The sequence below is a fragment of the Vibrio ostreicida genome (assembly GCF_013074385.2).
Lineage (GTDB): Bacteria > Pseudomonadota > Gammaproteobacteria > Enterobacterales > Vibrionaceae > Vibrio > Vibrio ostreicida.
Genome location: NZ_JABEYA020000024.1, coordinates 23,198 through 43,340, shown reverse-complemented (window position 1 = coordinate 43,340; position 20,143 = coordinate 23,198). Strand labels below are relative to the sequence as shown.

Genomic DNA, 20,143 nt, shown 5'->3' with positions numbered 1-20,143 from the left:
ATACCGGCCTGTCACGCCGGGGGTCGCGGGTTCGAGTCCCGTCCACTCCGCCATGCATTCCAAACCCAACGCGGTCGCGTTGGGTTTTTTTGTTTTTGTCCCCGCGTTTTAGACCCATCTGGAAAATTAACGGGTTAGGTCAATCCACTCTCTTTGGCACATAGTGGCCACCCTATCGGTACTGTCTAAAAAGCGATGCCATGCGCGACCTCTCTTCTCAACAAGGTCGGTGCCGTTCGTCAAACTTTGGTTGGCTAGGTAGCGTGGTCGTAGTCAACGTCATACTTGTTCTATAGGGTTCAACTCTGGTGAGTAGGGAGGGGGGGCTTGATGATAATTGCATTAGAAAATGGTTCGGCAATGTCATTCGTATGCCATACTGCTCCATCCATGATCACGACAGCATGGCGACCATGAGAGATCTGAGCGAGGTGCTGAATCATAATGTGTTTGTTTACACAAGGATGACTATCGCTTCTCCAATGCCTCTTGCTGGGCAGAGTGAATCGCCTACTCAAATTGCTGCGGCTTCCCGCACGAGGCCTTGTGCCTCGCCCAGCCCGTATGACCGGGGATCTTGAGGATCGCTTCAATGTTGAATTTTTTAAAGTCGTCTTGGATTTGTTGGCCTTGAGAAGGGTGTGTAGAGCGTGAAGTTATCCAAGAAAAACCCCATATGATTGAGCAGGTAATAGATAGAGTCGGGGCGATAATGTTTGCCAAACTCTTTGATGATGTAAGCGTGAATATCGCTCCCCGTTAATCGTCCACCAGAAGAGTCAGACGCTCGATGCTTGATAAACTGGCTTAACTGTTCACGTTGCTTTGGAGCAAGGAATGCGGGTCGTCTTGTTCTATAAAAGGCTCTTGGACAAGAGCCTTCCTATTTTTGAGGGGCTAGACTAGCTATTGTTTATTCCATCTCTTTTTCAGCACGCTTTGCTTTTTCGATAAGAGAGGTGATGGTAGAACCTTGAACCAGAATAGAAAAAACCACTACGGAATAGGTCATCACCAAGACAACTTCTTTAACGTCGATCAGTTTGTCCTCAATAACCCAGACACCTGAGGGGATGGATAGCGCCATTGCTAGCGCAAGCCCACCTCTTAGCCCACCCCAGGTTAAAATTCTAACAGACCATGGGTTATACTTTCGATGTCGCTGGAAGCCTAAATATGAGCAAAAAACACTTAGATAGCGGGCGCCCAACACTAGCGGTATTGAAAAAGCCATCAGAATCCAGTCTTCTTTATGAAATTCAAACAGCAACATTGACATACCTATAAGCAGGAACAACACGCCGTTTAAGAACTCATCGACGAGTTCCCAGAAGTGATCGAGGTGATCCTCGCTTTCTTTAGAAAAACCAATAAACCGTGTCCAATTGCCGATCATAATACCGGAGACAACCATCGCCAGAGGCCCAGAGACATGAATCACTTCTGCAAAGGCGTACCCTGCTGTTGGTACTCCTATTGTGAGGAGTAATTCCATCGAATGATCATCGGTAGCACTGATTAAGTAATGGAAGAGCAGACCCAGTGCGAAACCGTAGATAATGCCACCAATGGCTTCTTGAATAAAAAGTACGGTAACACTACCAACCGTAGGAGCTTCTGTTCCGAAAGCAATGGTAAATAGAGTTACAAAAATCACTAAGCCAAAACCATCATTGAACAGTGATTCTCCTTCAATTTGTGTTGAAATTCTTTTTGGGGCATCCAGTTTTTTGACAATCGCCAAAACCGCTATCGGGTCTGTGGGTGAAATGAGCGCACCAAATAGAAGGCAGTAGACAAGATCAAATGGAATTCCAATCAGGTGGCAGAAGCCATACAGTGAGAAACCAATAAAGAAAGTGGAGAAGAGCGTTGCTCCCAGCGCCAATACGGTGATTTCCCATTTTTGGTCTTTGAGGTTAGGTAACTTGATTCCCAATCCACCCGCGAATAAAAGAAAACCCAATATGCCTTTAAGCAGGAAGTCTTCGAAGTTTATGCTCGACATGGTTTGCGTTGCGATTTCGGTAAGGTGAAACCAATCATTTTGGCCAGCAATAAGGATCAATAACGACAACACCATTGAGCCAGCCGTAATGGCAATCGTGGTTTGCATCTTGCCAATTTTGCTGTTGACAAAAGCAATTAACATTGCAGCCGCTGACAAAAAACAGAGAGTATAATAAACCGACATGAGAATCTCAGTGTGTAACAATTTGTAAGTGAGGATTTTGTTCTCGGCGTGTTTAAATAGCAAACACTTTTTTGTCATGTTAAGGTTCTAAATTCAAATTATAGCCGTCTAGACATCTTTTTGTTCTGTGTTAGGATGGATAGATAATAAAAGGAACGAGGTTGTACTGTGGGAAGTGATGTAAGGCAACAGATTGAAGCTCAGCTAAAAGAACGAATTTTGCTTATCGACGGTGGGATGGGAACCATGATTCAAGACCGCCGCCTTGAAGAGCTTGATTATCGAGGCCAACGATTTGTCGACTGGCATTGCGATCTGAAGGGCAACAATGATCTCTTGGTTTTGAGCCAACCTACACTGATTAAAGAGATTCATGCTGAGTATCTTGAAGCTGGGGCTGACATCCTCGAAACCAATACCTTTAACGCGACAACCATTGCTATGGCTGACTACGATATGGAAAGCCTTAGTGAAGAAATTAACTTTGCTGCTGCCAAGCTTGCTCGTGAATCAGCGGATGAATGGACCGCAAAGACCCCAGATAAACCTCGCTTCGTGGCGGGTGTGTTAGGTCCAACCAACCGAACTTGTTCTATATCCCCTGATGTCAATGATCCAGGTTATCGTAATGTTAGCTTTGACGAGTTGGTTGAAGCCTATTCTGAATCGACTCGCGCACTTATTAAGGGGGGGGCAGATTTAATTCTTATTGAAACGATCTTCGATACGTTAAATGCGAAAGCGTGTGCTTTTGCGGTTGAGTCTGTTTTTGAAGAAATAGGGACCAGTCTACCGGTGATGATTTCCGGTACCATTACTGATGCATCAGGTCGCACCCTTTCGGGGCAGACGACAGAAGCATTTTACAACGCCCTCCGTCACGTTAAGCCTATCTCATTTGGATTGAACTGTGCATTAGGCCCCGATGAACTGCGTGAATATGTTGGTGAGATGTCTCGTATCTCAGAATGCAATGTTTCTGCTCACCCTAACGCGGGTTTGCCTAATGCGTTTGGTGAGTATGATCTTTCTCCTGAAGAGATGGCTGAGCACGTTAAGGAATGGGCTGAAAGTGGCTTCTTGAACTTAATTGGTGGTTGTTGTGGTACGACTCCTGAACATATTCGCCAGATGGCCGAGGCTGTTGAGGGTGTCACGCCGCGACAATTACCAGATTTGCCCGTCTCTTGTCGTCTTTCTGGATTAGAGCCTTTGACGATTGCCAAAGAATCTCTTTTCGTGAACGTGGGTGAGCGGACTAACGTTACGGGGTCTGCTCGTTTTAAGCGCTTAATTAAAGAAGAGTTATACGATGAAGCGTTGAATGTTGCTCGAGAGCAAGTCGAGAATGGCGCTCAAATTATCGATATCAACATGGATGAAGGGATGCTAGACGCTGAGGCGTGTATGGTTAGATTCCTTAATCTGTGTGCTTCTGAGCCAGAGATCTCAAAAGTACCCGTTATGGTCGATTCTTCTAAATGGGAAGTTATCGAAGCTGGCCTGAAATGTATTCAAGGCAAAGGTATTGTTAACTCAATCTCTCTGAAAGAAGGCAAAGAGAAGTTTGTCGAGCAAGCTAAGCTAGTGCGTCGCTATGGCGCTGCCGTTATCGTGATGGCTTTTGATGAACTAGGGCAGGCCGATACTCGAGAGCGCAAAGTCGAGATCTGTACGAATGCCTATAATATTCTTGTTGATGAAGTCGGCTTCCCGCCAGAAGACATTATTTTTGACCCGAATATTTTCGCGGTGGCTACCGGTATCGATGAGCACAATAATTATGCGGTTGATTTCATTGAAGCGGTAGGGGACATCAAACGCGAGCTTCCTCATGCGATGATCTCTGGTGGTGTGTCGAATGTTTCATTCTCATTCCGTGGTAATAACTACGTTCGTGAGGCTATTCACGCGGTATTCCTATATCACTGTTTTAAAAACGGTATGGATATGGGCATCGTAAACGCTGGTCAGCTAGAAATTTACGATAATGTTCCAGAAGATCTGCGTGATGCGGTGGAAGATGTCGTACTAAACCGTCGTGATGACTCGACCGAACGCTTGCTTGATATGGCAACAGAATACCTAGAGCGAGCTGTTGGCAAGGTTGAAGATAAATCTGCGTTAGAGTGGCGAACTTGGCCTGTAGAAAAGCGCTTGGAGCACTCTCTGGTAAAAGGTATTACCGACTTTATCGTTGAAGATACCGAAGAAGCTCGTGTAAACGCCTCTCGTCCTATTGAGGTGATTGAAGGACCTCTAATGGATGGTATGAATGTTGTCGGAGACTTATTTGGTGAAGGGAAGATGTTCTTACCACAGGTTGTTAAATCTGCACGTGTAATGAAGCAGGCGGTGGCGCACTTGGAACCCTTCATCAATGCTTCCAAAGAAGTCGGTGCGACGAATGGTAAGATTTTGTTAGCGACGGTTAAGGGAGATGTGCACGATATCGGTAAAAACATCGTTGGTGTGGTTTTGCAGTGTAATAACTACGAAATTATCGATTTGGGTGTGATGGTGTCTTGTGAAAAGATCCTCAAGGTAGCCAAAGAAGAAAACGTCGACATTATTGGCTTGTCAGGCCTTATTACCCCGTCACTCGATGAGATGGTCCATGTGGCAAAAGAAATGGAACGTCTTGATTTTGATTTGCCATTGTTAATTGGTGGTGCGACAACATCTAAAGCGCACACGGCGGTTAAAATTGAGCAAAACTATAAGCATCCTGTTGTTTACGTGAATAATGCTTCACGGGCGGTGGGTGTTTGTACCTCGTTGCTTTCTGATGAGCTGCGTCCGGGGTTTGTTGAAAAGGTTGATGCAGACTACGTGCGTGTCCGTGATCAGCATAACCGTAAAAAACCCAGAACCAAGCCCATCACACTTGAGCAAGCAAGAGCAAATAAAGTCGCCATTGATTGGGCAAGCTATACGCCTCCAAGACCAGCTAGGCCTGGGGTCCATGTGTTCGATGATTTTGATGTTTCGACCTTGCGTCAATACATCGATTGGACTCCCTTCTTTATGACTTGGTCACTGGTGGGTAAATACCCTGCAATCCTTGAGCATGAAGAGGTGGGTGAGGAAGCAAAACGTTTATTCAAAGATGCCAATGATTTACTGGATCGCGTCGAGAAAGAGAAGTTGCTTAAAGCGCGTGGCATGTGTGCCATGTTCCCAGCGAACAGTGTGGGTGATGATATTGAAGTGTATACCGATGAATCTCGTACCAAAGTTCTAAAAGTTCTACACAACCTTCGTCAACAAACAGAGAAACCAAAAGGCTTTAACTATTGCCTGTCTGATTACATCGCTCCAAAAGACAGCGGTAAAGCGGACTGGATTGGTGGCTTTGCGGTAACGGGTGGTATTGGTGAGCGAGAGCTGGCTGATGAATACAAAGCGAAAGGCGACGACTACAACGCGATCATGATTCAGGCGGTTGCTGACCGATTGGCTGAAGCGTTCGCGGAGTATCTACATAAAGAAGTGAGAAAGGACATTTGGGGTTACTCGCCAGATGAGGATTTGTCTAACGACGATTTGATTCGAGAGAAGTACCAAGGTATTCGTCCTGCTCCGGGTTACCCTGCCTGCCCAGAACATACAGAGAAAGGAACGTTGTGGGAGTTGATGGACATTGAAAACGCCATCGATATGTCGCTAACGACGAGCTACGCCATGTGGCCAGGTGCCTCTGTATCTGGTATGTATTTCTCCCATCCTGATGCACGATACTTTGCTATTGCCCAGATCCAACAGGATCAAGTGGTTAGCTATGCTGATCGTAAAGGGTGGGATAGACTGGAAGCTGAAAAGTGGTTGGGGCCAAACATGAATTAGCCTTTGATGATGAGGAAAGCGCCACTGTATGGAGTGGCGCTTTATTAAAACTAAATTACAAGAGTTGCTAGGCCCAAGAAAACCGTCAAACCAATCACGTCAGTGACCGTGGTTAATGCCATCCCACCAGCTAAAGCAGGATCGATCTTCATTTTTTTCAGCATAATTGGAATAGTCACTCCAGCTATACCAGCAATCAGCAAATTACTGAGCATGGCTGCGGAGATAATACCACCGAGCATCCAATTTCCCTTCCAAGCGACGACAATACCTCCAATGATCAGTGCCCACATAATCCCATTGACTAAGCCAATTAATGCTTCTTTTATCAAAAGCTCGCGTTTGTTTGAATCACCGATATGACCCAAGGCTAGCCCCCTGATAACCAGAGCAACGGTTTGATTGCCTGCTACGCCTCCCATCGAAGGGACTATTGTCATTAATACGGCGATGGCGGCCATCTGCTCTAAGGTGGCTTCAAACATGTTGGAAACGGAAGCGGCTGCTAAGGCAGCGAGCACGTTTGCCCCTAGCCATACACTGCGTCGGCGTGCTGATTTCATCACTGGGGCAAAGGTATCTTCGTCATCATCCATACCTGCCATGCTCATCATAGAATGTTCAGCGTCTTCGCGAATAACATCGACGACATCATCGATAGTGATACGCCCGACTAAGTACTGATCTTCGTTTATGACTGGCGCGGATACCCAGTTACGACGTTCAAACAAGCTTGCAATATCCGAGTCTTTCATCGTCACTTCAATTGCTTCGTCGGAGTCACTCATCACTTCACTGACTTTAATGTCTGGCTGAGTCGTGATCAGTGTTGTGATGGGTAGCTGGCCGATCAGTTGACTATTTTCATCGATGACATAGAGTGCATCCGTCGCTTCCGGTAACTCGCCTTTCATACGCAGATAGCGTAAGACAACATCGACATCGACGTCACCCCGAATCGTGATAACGTCGGTATTCATTATACCGCCAGCCGTATCTTCAGGGTAGGAAAGAGCGGTTTCAACTCTCAGGCGGTCTGCGGTATCCATTTGTGAAAGGACTTCGCGGGAAACATCATCGGGCAAACTACGCAGGACATAGGCAACATCGTCGGTGTCCATCCCTTCTGTTGCTTCAGCCAGCACCTCTGGTTCCATTTTTGAGACCAGAGCGTCTTTGACATCTTCGTTTAATTCATCAAGGATTTCACCGAAGTCTTCGGGATCGGTGAGCTGCCAAAGGACTTCACGACTTTTTCTTGGGGAGGCTTCTAGTAGGTAAGCAATGTCTTCTGGCTCCATATCCTGCAACTGTCTGCGGACATGGACAAAACGGCCACTTTCTAGAGCTTGTGACACTTCCTGGAGGGCTTGGTGAGCTTGATCAAATTCTATTTGCTCTGCCATATTTTCCTCCTGACTCTAAGGTTTACAATTATTTCGAATAGTAACTTAATTTTAGTGTTTATTTAATAAGTTAATATGAAGCTGGTGGATTTTGTAGCTTTAGCCGCGAAAATTAATCCGCTTCTTCGAATTTGTCTTCGATTAGATGGCAGGCAGCATCAAGAGCAATCTGAGCATCGCTACCTTGTGCAAGTATAGTGACATGCTCTCCTTGCGCAGACTCAAGCATGAGTAAACCCATCACACTATCGGCGCTGGCTTCTTTTCCATCATGGTTTTCAATGGTGAGGGTAGCGTCAAATGATTGTGCCAGTTCGACAAGTTTTACCGCAGCACGAGCATGAAGGCCCAGTCGGTTTTGGATGAGAACCGTTCGTTGTTTCTGCAGCATCTTCTATTCCTTTGGCTGCTTTTCTAAGGAAGCGTGATGAATTTGAACTTGATGCCCCTTTTTGGCGAAATAATTGCCGATTTCTTGAGTCAGGTAGACGGAGCGGTGCTTACCACCAGTACAGCCGATGGCGACCGTCAGATAACTGCGGTTATTCTTTTCTAGTCGGGGTAACCAGTGGCAAATAAAGTCTCGGATGTGTTGATTTAACTCTATGACATCTTGTGAGCCTTCTAGAAACGCTTTAACTGGTGCATCAAGCCCTGTAAATGCTCTTAAAGCGGGTTCCCAATGGGGGTTTGGTAAAAAACGCACGTCGAACACATAGTCCGCGTCACTTGGTAATCCATACTTATAGCCAAAAGATTTAAAGACCATGACCAAGTTTTTTCGTTCTGTCCCCTCGACACTGACTCGAACGGTTTCACTTAATTCATGCAATGAGCGGTGGCTACTGTCGATAATTAAATCAGAGTGTTGTTTGAGCGGCGCAAGGATACAACGCTCTTTTTCAACGGCTTGTTCTAGAGATGTATTTTCATGGCTAAGTGTTAAAGGGTGAATCCGGCGTGTTTCACTGTACCGCTTTAGCAGTGTTTCTTTGTTGGCATCAAGAAACAGGACACTGGTATCAGATGAGGTTTTAAGTTTTGCTAAGACATCAGTGACTAGGTCAGGCTCTTTGGGAAGATTTCGAATATCGATGCTGACAGCAACGTTTTGCTTGCTCGATTCAACGGACTTAATAAAATTGTCCAGTAAGTCGACGGGCAGATTATCGACACAGTAATACCCCAAATCTTCCAGAACGCGAAGGGCGACGCTCTTACCCGCTCCAGACTGACCACTCACCACAATAAGCCGCATTACTGATGGACCATTATTTCATAAAGCTCTTGATCTGATTGGGCTTTACGAAGTTGTCTGAGAATCTGCTTATCGTTGAGTCTTTCGGCCATACGGGAAAGTGTTTTTAGGTGCTCTTTACATTGTGCATCGGGTACAAGTAAGGCAAAGAGCAGATCAACAGGGCGGTTATCAATTGATCCAAATTCGATCGGTGCTTGGCATTGTAATAGTACGGCGATTGCCTCATCACTTGATTGCATTCGAGCATGAGGAATCGCTATCCCGTTACCAATGCCCGTGCTGCCCATTTTTTCTCGGCTGAGCATACATTCAAAAAGCTCTGTCGAGTTTTGGCCGGTGCGCTGGGCCACGATCTCACTGATCATTTCCAGAGCGCGTTTTTTGCTGGTGCATTGGACTGCACTTTTCGTGCAGTCGACGGTGAGAATTTCGCTTAGTTGCATGGTGTCTAGTGAGTGTTTAGTTTGTTTTTATGCTTGTTGAGTTGCCTCACAAGCTTATCAACGAGTGAGTCGATAGCGGCATACATACTTTCCTCATCGGCGGAAGCATGGATTTCACCTTGATTAACGTGAAGGGTAGCTTCAGCTATCTGACGAAGTTTTTCAACTTTTAAAACAACATGAACGTTATTTATATGGTCAAAGAAGCGCTCAAGCTTTTGAAACTTTTCGTTTACATAGTCTTGCATTGAATCTGTGAGATCAATGTGATGGCCATTAATGTTGATTTGCATAGACTTTCCTTCTCGGTTAGTGCCTTAAAGCAGGCGTTTACGCTGACTTGAAGGGGCAATACCTAACGATTCTCGGTACTTAGCTATTGTTCGTCTAGCGACCTGAATCCCTTGGTCAGCGAGTAAAGCGGCAATCTTACTGTCACTTAGTGGCTTAACATTGTTTTCGGCCGCGACGAGTTTTTTGATCAGCGCTCTGATTGCTGTTGATGAGCATTCTCCGCCGTTGTCTGTGCTAACGTGGCTGGAAAAGAAATATTTGAGTTCGAAAATACCACGGGGGGTATGCATAAATTTCTGAGTAGTGACTCGGGAGATTGTCGATTCATGCATATCCACGTCGAGAGCCACATCATTGAGAACCATTGGTTTCATCGATTCTTCACCATACTCAAAGAAATCTCGTTGGTGTTCTACAATGCACTTAGCAACCTTGAGTAAGGTCTCATTGCGACTCTCTAAACTCTTAATGAGCCATTTAGCCTCTTGAAGGTTAGAACGAATATATTGGCTGTCAGCACTGTTTCCTTTACCCATCGCGGCGTATTGCTGGTTGACTTTAAGTCGAGGCACGGAATCTGGATTAATGGTCACGACCCACTTTCCAAGGTCTTTATAAACGGACACGTCTGGGATAACGTACTCAGCATGTTCAGCAGAGATACGGCTGCCTGGCCGAGGGTCCAGTTGCTGGATGAGCTTAAGCGCCTCTTTGAGATCGGCCTCTTTGAGTTTGGCTTCTTTGATGATGAGTTTGTAATCGCGGTTACCTAATTGATCGATATAGTCAGTCAGTACGAGCTTTGCTTCTTTTAACCAAGGAGTGTCTTCAGGGAATGTCACCAACTGCAAAAGCAAACAATCTTGTAAATTACTTGATGCGACACCAAGAGGATCAAATTGTTGGACGCGCTTGCGAACCGCCTCTATTTCATCTAATTCAATCTCTTCGTTATCAAAACTGTCTAAGATATCTTGGGTTGATATGGTTAGGTAGCCATAATCATCAATGGCATCGATAATGGCCATTGCAATGGTTCTGTCGGTCTCGCTAAAGGGCGTTAAATCCAGTTGCCAAGTGAGGTAGTCGTGCAAAGATTGGGTGGTTTCACCTTGATAGATTGGTATATCATCATCTAAGGCAAGCCCTGTGCTACCAGTGTTGGCACTATAAACATCGTCCCAAGTTGTATCAATTTCTAGCTCATTACTAATTTCTGATTTTTCTATAAGATCTGAGCTGTCTTTGACTTCGGGTTCAGCGAGCTCTAGACCGGCTTCTTTATCCTCATTGGCTGTTTTCTCTTCCACATTCGAGACGTCTTCATTCCCTTCCTCGACTTCAAGGAGGGGATTAGAGTCAAGCGCTTCCTGAATTTCTTGTTGAAGATCTAACGTTGACAACTGCAACAAACGGATCGCTTGTTGCAGTTGCGGAGTCATCGCTAACTGTTGTCCTAGCTTGAGTTGTAATGAGGGTTTCATTCAGTAATACTTGCCTTAAATGCTAGAGAATCTTACCGTTCTTCATTTTAATCATAGTCGGAATTGCTCGCCGAGATAAACTTGTTTTACCTGTTCGTTGTTAAGCACTTGTTCTGGCGTGCCTTCTGCGATAAGGTTTCCTTGGCTGACAATATATGCTTTTTCACACACATCGAGCGTCTCTCGGACATTGTGGTCTGTGATCAACACGCCAAGACCTCGATCTCGTAAATGCTCTATAATTTTCTTTATATCAATAACTGAAATAGGGTCAACTCCCGCAAAGGGTTCGTCCAACAGGATAAACTGAGGATTGGCGGCTAAAGCGCGTGCGATTTCAACTCGACGGCGTTCCCCACCTGATAATGCCATACCCGCACTGAGCCGAATGTGCTGGATGTGGAATTCTTCCAATAAGTCTTCCAGTTTATCCTGACGCTCTTCTCGAGTGAGTTCCTCTCGCGTTTCCAAGACCGCCATGATGTTGTTTTCAACAGACAGTTTTCGAAAAATTGACGCCTCTTGAGGCAGGTAACCGATACCTAAACGCGAACGACTGTGCATTGGGAGAATACTAATATCTTGTCCATCGATACTAATGGTACCTTGATCTCGTGCGACTAGTCCCACAATCATATAAAACGACGTAGTCTTTCCCGCGCCGTTGGGGCCCAATAGACCGACGATCTGCCCTGACGTTACCTCTAGACTGACATCGGTGACGACCGTGCGATTACCATAAGTTTTAGCTAAGTGTTCAGCTTTGAGTATTGCCATAACTATTCTTGTGCTGCTTGTGGTTGAAGGACGGTTGAAACACGGTCACCTTTCTCTTTACCGTCAGCGATTAGCTTTTGGGAAGAGATCTTATAACGTATCTTGGTGCCTCGGATCACACTATCATCCTGAGAGAGCATCGCTTGATCGATCATAGTGAGTTGATCGTCAACCATCACATAGTAAAGCTCCTTAGCTTCACCGTATAAGGTTTTTCCATCGTCGGTAAGTTGTGAAAACGTGGCCAAGTCGCCGTATCCTTCGATTTCTTGAATCGTGCCATCCTTTGCATCACGAGTCACAATAACTTTATCTGCGTTAATGTTAATGCTGCCTTGCTTTAACTTCACGTCACCCAAGAACGTCACTTTGTTACTTTGCATATCAAGTTGTTGACTGTCTGAATCAATATACACGGGTTGCTCTTGATCCGTTGAGAGCGCTAACGCTGGGCCTGCAAGTGTTAAGCAATAAATAAGGCTAAGGTGTGAGAGTTTCATATCTACCTTGTACGTGTTTGTATAGGGTGGCGTTATTTTCAGCAAAATTGCCTTTCATCGCCTGTCCTACTGTTTCGAACTGAGGGCCGACCAATGTTACTTGGTTGTCTGCCCAAAAATCCCGACTGTCCAATTGAATACCCATGACGTCTGTCGACATGGTATCGAAACCAGAGTCGGCTAGTAAGTTGTTGGCTAGCACGTTGTCATAAAGTGTCAGTACATGGTCTTGATCTAGGATGCCTCGCTCTGCGGTGACTTCCCATTCCTGAATCTTTCCATCTTTGTAGACTTTGAGCACGGGCTGATCAAAAATCGTATCGCCACTTTTCGCATAGTGGTCCATATGCACTGAGGTAATGATGTAACTGCGCATCCCCTTATCTGTGTATGAGGTATTCACTAAGCCCTCACCGCTAAACATGGGGAGCTCTGTATCCGGTTCTACCTGTATGTCGTACTTTTGACTTTTGTCGAACATATAATAGGCAGACCAACAGATAATAAATGCCAGTATCAGATAACCGATACGGGATAAACTCATATACTTAAACCTTTGTGGACATCAAGCTCATTGCGTGCTTGTAAAATGAGATCACAGACTTCTCTTACGGCGCCATGACCACCACGTATTGTCGTGACATAGTTGGCGCGTTTAGCGAGAAGTGGGTGCCCATCGGCGACGCATACTTTCAAAGCGACTTCTTTCATCACCGGCCAGTCGATTAGGTCATCGCCGATATAACCTGTTTTATCTGGAGTGATGTTCAGCTGGTGACAAATCTCCTGATAGGCTTTGGCTTTGTCATCCTGACCTTGATAGATAAGAGTGATACCGAGCGCTCTCATCCGGTTTTCAACGATGCGTGACTGACGGCCCGTAATGATAGCGATTTCTATGCCAGCATTCATCAAACATTTAATGCCATATCCGTCACGTGTATGGAATGTTTTCAGTTCCTCTCCTTGATTACCCATATAAATCAAGCCATCAGAAAAGACCCCATCAACATCACAGATTAATAGTTTAATCTCTTTGGCAATAGTCAGGATGTTTTGTTCCACAGGTTTGTACAACGTTTCGATCCATTCGGCCATTACATGACTCCTGCTTTTAACAGGTCATGCATATTTAATGCACCTACCACGTGCCGATCTTGGCACAAGATCAAACCATTGATGCTCTTACTTTGCATTAGGTTTAAACCTTCAGCAGCAAGAATGTTAGGGCTGGCCACGGTGGGGTGAGTTGTCATAACATCACCAATCAGTGCGGTATGGATATCAATACGTTTGTCCAAAATACGGCGTAAATCGCCATCTGTAAATATGCCGACAAGCTGATGTTGGTCATCGACCACTGCGGTCATCCCCAATCCTTTTTGGCTTATTTCAAGCAAGGCATCGCGGATAACTGTATCGGCTGTGACTAAAGGAAGTTGATCTCCTGTATGCATAATGTCAGAAAGTTTGAGAAGCAGTTTTCTGCCTAATGCACCACCCGGGTGTGACAAAGCAAAGTCTTCGGCAGTAAAGCCTCTAGCCTGCAATAATGCAACAGCTAATGCATCCCCCATCACGAGAGTTGCGGTGGTGCTTGCTGTTGGAGCTAGCCCCAGTGGGCAGGCTTCTTTGGGGACGGTTATTTGTAGGTGGAAATCAGACAGTTTCGCCATATTAGAGTTAGGATTTCCCGTCATGCTGATTATTTTTATCTTAAGTCGTTTTAGCACGGGGAAAAGGGCAAGGATCTCTGAAGATTCACCAGAATTGGAAATGGCCAGGACAATATCACCGGGCTCAACCATACCAAGATCGCCGTGAGAGGCTTCCCCTGGATGCACGAAAAAAGCTGAGGAGCCAGTGCTGGCTAAAGTGGCCGCAATTTTCTTCCCAATATGTCCCGATTTTCCAATTCCCATGACCGCCACTTTACCTTGTTGGTTATTTAGTATCAGGTCACAAGCATTGGTGAAATCATCATTAAAGTATTGATCGAGCTGCTCAAGCGCTACGATTTCTGTTTTCAAAACATCAAGAGCAGCAGAACGATAGTCAAACATCTCACACTCCAGTAGGCGCACTCAATTAAGCGGTCATGTTAAGGATCAAATATCCTTGATATCCAATAAAGCAGCAGAATAATACCGCACCTTCGACGCGGTTTATACTCCGAGATTTTCCTAAGGCCATGGCAACCAGCATGAAAGAGACCGCCAGCATAATCCAGAAATCTCTGCCCATGGCATATTCGCTGATCATGGAAGGGGCTAAAATGCCCGGAATTCCCATGACAGCAAGAATATTAAAAACGTTTGAGCCGATGATATTGCCTACTGCCATATCATCTTCACCTTTCATGACACCAGCAAGAGAAGCAGCAAGCTCTGGTAGGCTGGTCCCGACGGCAATAATCGTCAGACCAATAACCAGATCACTCATACCAAAATACTGGGCGATATACACAGCACTGTCGACAAGTGTGTTGGCTGATATAGGCAGAATAATTAACCCGCCAATGACCCAAAGAGCAGCATGGAGGTTACTCACGCCTTGGGGCACTTCAGCTTCCTGCTCTGTCAGTAAGGGGTCGTCTCGCCCACTTTGCTTGTCTTTTTTACTGATTCTCAACATGGTTACAATAAAGGCTGCAAATAGAACAAGCAGTAAAATGCCTTCATAAAAGCCGAGGTAATTATCCCAAAGCAGCACACCTGCGAGTATGGTTACCCCAATCATCAACGGTAATTCTCGGCGTAATATCGTCGAGCTAATAGAGAGAGGCTTGATGAAAGCGGTGATACCAAGAATCAGGGCGATATTAGCAATGTTTGATCCCAAAACATTACCGACCGCGGTATCGCTTTTTCCATCCAGCGCCGCGGTTGCCGATACCATCATTTCAGGTGCCGACGAGCCCATGGCTAAGATGGTCATGCCGATCACTAATGGAGAAATACCAATATTTCGTGCTAGGGCTGCAGCTCCAAAAACGAGCTTGTCAGCGCTCCAAACAAGAAAGACTAATCCGATGATCAGAAACGCGATGGCTTCAAACATGATAATCCTCAATTTAGTAAACATCAGCGCAAATTTAACCGTTAATTTTGACGGTTTAGGTGCAAAAAGGGAAGTAATTAATTGTTAACGGTTTAAAATGCAGCTCTTGATATAAGATAAGTTATGAAACACATGTTTTTTCCGAGCGAAGTCAGTTTTTAATGAATTGAACAGTGCTTTTAATTTTTACTTAATGTGCTTATGATTGCCCAATCTTAGCGCTACGACAGGATGACTCATGTCTTCTAACGATCTCGTCACGGTTAACAACCTCACTTTCTCCCGCGGAGAGAGAACCATTTTTGATGATGTTAGTTTGCAGGTGCCGAAGGGAAAAGTGACCGCCATTATGGGGCCCTCAGGTATTGGTAAGACAACTTTGCTGCGACTGATCGGTGGTCAACTCTATCCGCAGCAAGGAGAAGTGTGGTTCGATGGAAAAAATATCCCATCACTCAATCGCAAGCAGCTTTACAAACAGCGTAAGAAAATGAGTATGCTTTTCCAATCAGGCGCGCTGTTCACCGATCTCAATGTCTTTGATAATGTCGCTTTTCCTTTGCGTGAGCACACAGAGTTGACAGAGGAGCTTATCAGAACACTGGTGCTACTCAAATTGGAAGCCGTTGGCTTACGTGGCGCAGCTCAGTTGATGCCAAGTGAACTCTCTGGTGGTATGGCAAGGCGCGCCGCGTTGGCACGAGCGATTGCACTTGATCCTGAGTTAATTATGTATGATGAGCCCTTTGTTGGACAGGACCCGATCACAATGGGAGTGTTGGTTGAATTGATTCGTAACCTTAATCAGGCGCTTGATGTCACGTCGATTGTGGTCACCCATGATGTGCCAGAGGTTATGAGTATTGCTGATTGGGTCTATATTTTAGCCAATGGGAAGATCATCGCAAAAGGCACGCCGCAAGAGCTTCGAGAGAATCCAGATCCCCAAGTGCAACAGTTTCTAAAAGGGGATGCTGATGGACCGGTCCCATTTCGCTATCCGGCGCAACCTATCGCAAAGGAGCTGTTTTAATTATGTTTGTATTTGGTCATTTCGTGGCGGCAACGGGACGACGTGCTTTGGGCGTTTTTGAGTCCTTTGGGCGTGCAAGCTTGATGCTATTTGGTGCACTGATCTCTCGCCCGCGTCCAGTGCAGAATTTGCCGTTATTGGTAAAGCAACTTTATAGTGTTGGTGTTCAATCGCTGATAATTATTGTGTTATCCGGCTTATTTATTGGCATGGTATTGAGTCTTCAAGGGTATGTGATCTTGGTCGATTTTGGGGCAGAGGGGGCGCTTGGCCAAATGGTCGCTCTTTCATTACTGAGAGAGCTAGGTCCCGTTGTGACTGCTTTGCTTTTTGCTGGGCGTGCAGGATCCGCTTTGACAGCGGAGATTGGATTGATGAAAGCAACAGAGCAATTGTCGAGCTTGGAAATGATGGCGGTCGATCCGTTAAAGCGTGTTGTCGCGCCAAGGTTTTGGGCTGGAGTGATATCCATGCCTTTGTTAACAATGATTTTTATGGCTGTCGGCATTTGGGGTGGACAACTGGTTGGTGTCGATTGGAAAGGCATTGACCAAGGTAGTTTTTGGTCGGCGATGCAAGCATCGGTTGAATTGGGTCAGGACATTGGTAATAGTTTGATTAAAAGTCTCGTCTTTGCAGTAACGGTGACTTGGATAGCTTTATTTAATGGTTATGATGCGATTCCAACTTCTGAAGGGATCAGTCGAGCAACGACACGCACTGTCGTACATTCTTCATTGGCCGTACTTGGTTTAGACTTTGTACTTACCGCATTGATGTTTGGGAATTAAGTATGCAACAAACAAGAAAAACTGAATTATGGGTTGGTAGCTTTGTGATTGCGGGAATTTGCGCAATTATGGTGATGATTTTTCAAGTCGCTGACGTAAAGGGATTAGGTTCCAATGATACTTACACCCTCAAAGCGGAATTTGATAACATCGGCAGCCTTAAAGTTCGCTCGCCTGTTAAAGTGGGTGGTGTTGTGGTCGGGCGCGTTACCGGCATTGGTCTAAATACTGACAACCTACTTCCTACAGTGACGATGGCTATCAATAGTCAATATAACCAGTTCTCAGAAACATCGAGTGTGAAAATTCTGACATCAGGTCTTATTGGTGAGCAATACATTGGTTTAACACCGGGCTTTGTGTTTGATGATGAGCAAATGCTGGTGGAAGGCGCTTACATAGAAGATACTAAATCCGCTTTGGTGCTTGAAGATCTTATTGGACAGGTTTTGTATAGCGTGGGTGGAAACTCGTCCAAAGAAGAGGAATGATCATGTTTAAGAAGTTAGTACTTACTTTTGTTGCCTTATTCTTTTCATTTACAGTGAGTGCCGCTGAAATTGATAAAACGCAGCCCTATGAAATGATGAAGCAAGTTTCCGAGCAAGCCTTTGCGAGACTGAAAGCTGAGCAAGATAAAGTTCATCAAGATCCCGATTATCTTAAAGTGATTGTTGAAGAAGAGCTTATGCCTTATGTCAACGAAAAGTATGCAGCATTGAAACTTCTTGGCCCCAACTTAAAGGGAGCGAAACGGGAAGATGTGGGTCAGTTTATCGAAGCTTTTCGGGCGTATTTGGTGAGTTCTTACGCTCAGGTACTGACACAATACACCAATCAGGAAATCGAATTTTCACCCAAACCTAGTCTCAATCCGAACAAAAGTATTACGGGTATCAAATTGGAAATTGTTGATTCACCGCGTCCAAACATTAAGATTGAGTTTAAATTGCGGAAAAATAAGAAAAGCGGAGAGTGGAAAGCGTTTGATATGATTGCAGAAGGCATCAGTTTACTCTCCAGTAAGCAATCAGAATGGAGCAGCAGGCTTCGCCAAGATGGCATTCTAGCGGTTGCAAAGGATTTAGAGGACTTAGCTCAAAAACCGATTCGCTTTGAGGCAAAGGAATGAGGATGCAAGATCAATGGCTAAGCCTTTCTGATTTATCCTTTCAACTATCGGGAGCTCTAGACAGAGACACCGTGCCTACACTGTGGCGTCATTTGTCTGAATGGGCGCCAGCAGAGAAAGAGATTGAAGTGAGTCTTGAGCGAGTCGAGCGGATTGATTCGGCTGGCATGGTCATGCTAATTCATTTATTAGAGCATGCAAAAAAGCAAAACTGTCATATAATGCTTAGCTTCGTGCCAAAACAACTATTAACGTTAGTGAAATTGAGCAATATAGAGTCATTCATTAATGGGCATATAAAGAATTAAACAGGGGCCAACTGTGGACAGCGCAAAAGTACAACAGATTTTAGAAGACGCACTTAACCTAGAAGAACTGCATGTGAAAGGTGAAGGCAGCCACTATGAAGTGATCGCTGTTGATGCTTGTTTCGAAGGAATGAGTCGCGTTAAGAAACAACAATTGATTTACGCACCATTGATGGAATATATCCAAAGAAATGACATCCACGCGGTATCAATTAAAGCTTATTCACCAGAAGAATGGGCTCGTGATAAGAAATTGATGTCATTATAAGGATTCATAATGGAAAAGTTTCGAGTAAAAGGGTCTAAGCGCCCTTTAATGGGTGAGGTTACCATCTCTGGGGCAAAGAACGCGGCGCTGCCGATACTTTTTGCCTCAATTTTGGCAGAAGAGCCAGTTGAGGTCTCGAATGTCCCACATTTGCGTGATATCGACACCACAATGGAATTGCTGAAACGTCTAGGGGCAAAAGTAGAGCGTAATGGTTCCGTCTATGTTGACCCGAGTAATATCACAGAATTCTGTGCACCTTACGATCTTGTCAAAACCATGCGCGCGTCGATCTGGGCTTTGGGCCCACTTGTGGCTCGTTTCGGCCAAGGTGAGGTGTCTCTACCTGGAGGGTGTGCCATTGGGGCCCGCCCTGTCGATTTGCATATTCACGGCCTAGAGCAGCTTGGCGCGACCATCACTCTTGAAGACGGTTATGTGAAAGCCAGCGTCGATGGTCGTTTGAAAGGTGCACACATCGTCATGGACAAAGTTAGCGTTGGGGCAACGATTACGATTATGTGTGCCGCTACCCTGGCGACTGGAACGACGGTATTGGATAACTCTGCCCGTGAGCCTGAAATTGTTGATACGGCCGACTTTCTCAATAAGTTAGGCGCGCGAATTTCTGGGGCAGGGACTGATACGATCACTATCGAAGGTGTCGAACGTCTTGGTGGAGGTCAACACTCAGTGGTGGCTGATCGTATTGAAACGGGGACCTTTTTGGTCGCTGCAGCCGTCTCAGGTGGTAAGGTGGTATGTCGTAACACCCGAGCCCATTTATTGGAAGCAGCGTTGGCTAAGCTCGAAGAAGCGGGAGCTAAAGTCGAAACAGGTGAAGATTGGATCTCTGTGGACATGACGGGCAGGGAGTTAAAAGCGGTGACCATTCGTACCGCGCCACACCCCGGTTTTCCGACGGATATGCAAGCACAATTTACCTTACTGAATATGATGGCGAAAGGTGGTGGAGTGATTACAGAAACCATTTTTGAGAATCGTTTTATGCATGTACCTGAGCTGATGCGCATGGGGGCAAAAGCAGAGATTGAGGGTAATACGGTGATTTGTGGCGATGTCGACGAGCTGAGCGGTGCTCAAGTTATGGCAACCGATCTGCGAGCTTCTGCTAGTTTGGTTATAGCGGGTTGTATTGCTCAAGGTGAGACGACGGTTGACAGAATTTATCATATCGATCGAGGCTACGACAAAATCGAAGACAAGTTGTCAGCTCTTGGGGCGGATATTGCCCGATTTAGAGACACTCAGTAATCTCAGCTAACAAATGTAAGCCGAAGCGTAAGTTTCGGCTTTTTTATGAGCGTTAGATCAGTTAGAGTCAT

Annotated in this window: 22 protein-coding genes; 8 read left to right on the top strand and 14 right to left on the bottom strand. The window is 45.4% G+C overall.

What is annotated here, in order from left to right; translation table 11 throughout:
- Positions 1-604: 604 nt before the first annotated feature.
- Together HLM86_RS20275 and HLM86_RS19520 are read right to left on the bottom strand one after the other, a co-directional pair.
- Positions 605-733 carry a winged helix-turn-helix domain-containing protein gene (locus tag HLM86_RS20275; RefSeq protein ID WP_245798281.1) on the bottom strand — a complete coding sequence of 43 codons (129 nt, stop codon included), beginning with the start codon at positions 731-733 and terminating at the stop codon, positions 605-607.
- A 180-nt stretch (positions 734-913) separates the two neighbouring features.
- The gene (locus tag HLM86_RS19520) at positions 914-2,272 is read right to left on the bottom strand and encodes a cation:proton antiporter (protein WP_076590724.1); all 1,359 of its coding nucleotides are present in this window, start codon (positions 2,270-2,272) and stop codon (positions 914-916) included.
- Between the two features lie 90 nt (positions 2,273-2,362).
- Between HLM86_RS19520 and metH the strand changes: the two genes are divergently transcribed.
- A complete protein-coding gene (metH, locus tag HLM86_RS19515) occupies positions 2,363-6,040 on the top strand; it encodes a methionine synthase (protein ID WP_170883754.1) in 3,678 nt (1,225 codons plus the stop codon).
- A 50-nt stretch (positions 6,041-6,090) separates the two neighbouring features.
- Here metH and mgtE read toward each other — a convergent pair whose 3' ends face one another.
- The 12 genes from mgtE to HLM86_RS19455 all read right to left on the bottom strand — a co-directional run bounded on the left by mgtE (position 6,091) and on the right by HLM86_RS19455 (position 15,265).
- Positions 6,091-7,446 (bottom strand): magnesium transporter, encoded by a 1,356-nt coding sequence (gene mgtE, locus HLM86_RS19510; RefSeq protein WP_076590722.1) that lies wholly within the window; start codon positions 7,444-7,446, stop codon positions 6,091-6,093.
- Between the two features lie 112 nt (positions 7,447-7,558).
- Positions 7,559-7,834 carry an HPr family phosphocarrier protein gene (locus HLM86_RS19505; protein ID WP_170883769.1) on the bottom strand — a complete coding sequence of 92 codons (276 nt, stop codon included), beginning with the start codon at positions 7,832-7,834 and terminating at the stop codon, positions 7,559-7,561.
- A gap of 6 nt (positions 7,835-7,840) precedes the next feature.
- Complete coding sequence (rapZ, locus tag HLM86_RS19500) at positions 7,841-8,704, bottom strand: RNase adapter RapZ (protein WP_076590720.1); 864 nt, start codon at positions 8,702-8,704, stop codon at positions 7,841-7,843.
- Positions 8,704-9,150, bottom strand: a complete 447-nt coding sequence (ptsN, locus tag HLM86_RS19495; RefSeq protein WP_170883755.1) for a PTS IIA-like nitrogen regulatory protein PtsN — start codon at positions 9,148-9,150, stop codon at positions 8,704-8,706. The genes rapZ and ptsN overlap by 1 nt, the downstream gene beginning before the upstream one ends.
- Before the next feature lie 5 nt (positions 9,151-9,155).
- Positions 9,156-9,443, bottom strand: a complete 288-nt coding sequence (gene hpf, locus HLM86_RS19490; protein ID WP_076590718.1) for a ribosome hibernation promoting factor — start codon at positions 9,441-9,443, stop codon at positions 9,156-9,158.
- Positions 9,444-9,467: 24 nt separating this feature from the next.
- Positions 9,468-10,928, bottom strand: a complete 1,461-nt coding sequence (locus tag HLM86_RS19485; RefSeq protein WP_076590717.1) for an RNA polymerase factor sigma-54 — start codon at positions 10,926-10,928, stop codon at positions 9,468-9,470.
- A gap of 51 nt (positions 10,929-10,979) precedes the next feature.
- Complete coding sequence (gene lptB, locus HLM86_RS19480) at positions 10,980-11,705, bottom strand: LPS export ABC transporter ATP-binding protein (protein WP_076590716.1); 726 nt, start codon at positions 11,703-11,705, stop codon at positions 10,980-10,982.
- A gap of 2 nt (positions 11,706-11,707) precedes the next feature.
- A complete protein-coding gene (gene lptA, locus HLM86_RS19475; RefSeq protein WP_076590715.1) occupies positions 11,708-12,205 on the bottom strand; it encodes a lipopolysaccharide transport periplasmic protein LptA in 498 nt (165 codons plus the stop codon).
- A complete protein-coding gene (gene lptC, locus HLM86_RS19470; protein ID WP_076590714.1) occupies positions 12,186-12,749 on the bottom strand; it encodes an LPS export ABC transporter periplasmic protein LptC in 564 nt (187 codons plus the stop codon). Before lptC ends, lptA begins: the two co-directional genes overlap by 20 nt.
- A complete protein-coding gene (kdsC, locus tag HLM86_RS19465; RefSeq protein WP_076590713.1) occupies positions 12,746-13,303 on the bottom strand; it encodes a 3-deoxy-manno-octulosonate-8-phosphatase KdsC in 558 nt (185 codons plus the stop codon). The genes lptC and kdsC overlap by 4 nt, the downstream gene beginning before the upstream one ends.
- Positions 13,303-14,268 carry a KpsF/GutQ family sugar-phosphate isomerase gene (locus HLM86_RS19460; RefSeq protein WP_076590712.1) on the bottom strand — a complete coding sequence of 322 codons (966 nt, stop codon included), beginning with the start codon at positions 14,266-14,268 and terminating at the stop codon, positions 13,303-13,305. Before HLM86_RS19460 ends, kdsC begins: the two co-directional genes overlap by 1 nt.
- 25 nt (positions 14,269-14,293) lie before the next feature.
- Entirely contained in the window at positions 14,294-15,265 is a 972-nt protein-coding gene (locus tag HLM86_RS19455; protein ID WP_076590711.1) for a calcium/sodium antiporter, read from the bottom strand.
- 238 nt (positions 15,266-15,503) lie between these two features.
- On the opposite strand from HLM86_RS19455, the gene mlaF reads away from it, so the two are divergent.
- Genes mlaF through murA form a run of 7 tightly spaced genes read left to right on the top strand, consistent with a single transcriptional unit; the run spans position 15,504 to position 20,072 of the window.
- Entirely contained in the window at positions 15,504-16,298 is a 795-nt protein-coding gene (gene mlaF, locus HLM86_RS19450) for a phospholipid ABC transporter ATP-binding protein MlaF (protein ID WP_076590710.1), read from the top strand.
- A gap of 2 nt (positions 16,299-16,300) precedes the next feature.
- Positions 16,301-17,089 (top strand): lipid asymmetry maintenance ABC transporter permease subunit MlaE, encoded by a 789-nt coding sequence (gene mlaE, locus HLM86_RS19445; RefSeq protein WP_076590709.1) that lies wholly within the window; start codon positions 16,301-16,303, stop codon positions 17,087-17,089.
- Between the two features lie 2 nt (positions 17,090-17,091).
- On the top strand, positions 17,092-17,580 hold the full coding sequence (gene mlaD, locus HLM86_RS19440) for an outer membrane lipid asymmetry maintenance protein MlaD (protein WP_170883756.1): 489 nt from the start codon (positions 17,092-17,094) through the stop codon (positions 17,578-17,580).
- Between the two features lie 2 nt (positions 17,581-17,582).
- Positions 17,583-18,221, top strand: coding sequence for a phospholipid-binding protein MlaC (gene mlaC / locus HLM86_RS19435; protein WP_076590727.1), 639 nt, complete (start codon positions 17,583-17,585; stop codon positions 18,219-18,221).
- A gap of 2 nt (positions 18,222-18,223) precedes the next feature.
- Positions 18,224-18,529, top strand: coding sequence for an STAS domain-containing protein (locus HLM86_RS19430; RefSeq protein ID WP_076590707.1), 306 nt, complete (start codon positions 18,224-18,226; stop codon positions 18,527-18,529).
- 13 nt (positions 18,530-18,542) lie between these two features.
- Positions 18,543-18,797, top strand: coding sequence for a BolA family iron metabolism protein IbaG (ibaG, locus tag HLM86_RS19425; protein ID WP_076590706.1), 255 nt, complete (start codon positions 18,543-18,545; stop codon positions 18,795-18,797).
- A gap of 9 nt (positions 18,798-18,806) precedes the next feature.
- The gene (murA, locus tag HLM86_RS19420; RefSeq protein ID WP_076590705.1) at positions 18,807-20,072 is read left to right on the top strand and encodes a UDP-N-acetylglucosamine 1-carboxyvinyltransferase; all 1,266 of its coding nucleotides are present in this window, start codon (positions 18,807-18,809) and stop codon (positions 20,070-20,072) included.
- Positions 20,073-20,143 lie beyond the last annotated feature (71 nt).

What these genes read in the sequence shown, in the direction of transcription:
- kdsC (WP_076590713.1), bottom strand. Translation starts at nt 13,303, where the DNA reads ATGGCCGAATGGATCGAAACGTTGTACAAACCTGTGGAACAAAACATC.
- HLM86_RS19430 (WP_076590707.1), top strand. Translation starts at nt 18,224, where the DNA reads ATGCAAGATCAATGGCTAAGCCTTTCTGATTTATCCTTTCAACTATCG.
- HLM86_RS19520 (WP_076590724.1), bottom strand. Translation starts at nt 2,272, where the DNA reads ATGACAAAAAAGTGTTTGCTATTTAAACACGCCGAGAACAAAATCCTC.
- mlaC (WP_076590727.1), top strand. Translation starts at nt 17,583, where the DNA reads ATGTTTAAGAAGTTAGTACTTACTTTTGTTGCCTTATTCTTTTCATTT.
- HLM86_RS19460 (WP_076590712.1), bottom strand. Translation starts at nt 14,268, where the DNA reads ATGTTTGACTATCGTTCTGCTGCTCTTGATGTTTTGAAAACAGAAATC.
- hpf (WP_076590718.1), bottom strand. Translation starts at nt 9,443, where the DNA reads ATGCAAATCAACATTAATGGCCATCACATTGATCTCACAGATTCAATG.
- lptB (WP_076590716.1), bottom strand. Translation starts at nt 11,705, where the DNA reads ATGGCAATACTCAAAGCTGAACACTTAGCTAAAACTTATGGTAATCGC.
- mlaE (WP_076590709.1), top strand. Translation starts at nt 16,301, where the DNA reads ATGTTTGTATTTGGTCATTTCGTGGCGGCAACGGGACGACGTGCTTTG.
- mlaF (WP_076590710.1), top strand. Translation starts at nt 15,504, where the DNA reads ATGTCTTCTAACGATCTCGTCACGGTTAACAACCTCACTTTCTCCCGC.
- mlaD (WP_170883756.1), top strand. Translation starts at nt 17,092, where the DNA reads ATGCAACAAACAAGAAAAACTGAATTATGGGTTGGTAGCTTTGTGATT.
- rapZ (WP_076590720.1), bottom strand. Translation starts at nt 8,704, where the DNA reads ATGCGGCTTATTGTGGTGAGTGGTCAGTCTGGAGCGGGTAAGAGCGTC.
- murA (WP_076590705.1), top strand. Translation starts at nt 18,807, where the DNA reads ATGGAAAAGTTTCGAGTAAAAGGGTCTAAGCGCCCTTTAATGGGTGAG.
- lptA (WP_076590715.1), bottom strand. Translation starts at nt 12,205, where the DNA reads ATGAAACTCTCACACCTTAGCCTTATTTATTGCTTAACACTTGCAGGC.
- HLM86_RS19485 (WP_076590717.1), bottom strand. Translation starts at nt 10,928, where the DNA reads ATGAAACCCTCATTACAACTCAAGCTAGGACAACAGTTAGCGATGACT.
- HLM86_RS19455 (WP_076590711.1), bottom strand. Translation starts at nt 15,265, where the DNA reads ATGTTTGAAGCCATCGCGTTTCTGATCATCGGATTAGTCTTTCTTGTT.
- lptC (WP_076590714.1), bottom strand. Translation starts at nt 12,749, where the DNA reads ATGAGTTTATCCCGTATCGGTTATCTGATACTGGCATTTATTATCTGT.
- ptsN (WP_170883755.1), bottom strand. Translation starts at nt 9,150, where the DNA reads ATGCAACTAAGCGAAATTCTCACCGTCGACTGCACGAAAAGTGCAGTC.
- mgtE (WP_076590722.1), bottom strand. Translation starts at nt 7,446, where the DNA reads ATGGCAGAGCAAATAGAATTTGATCAAGCTCACCAAGCCCTCCAGGAA.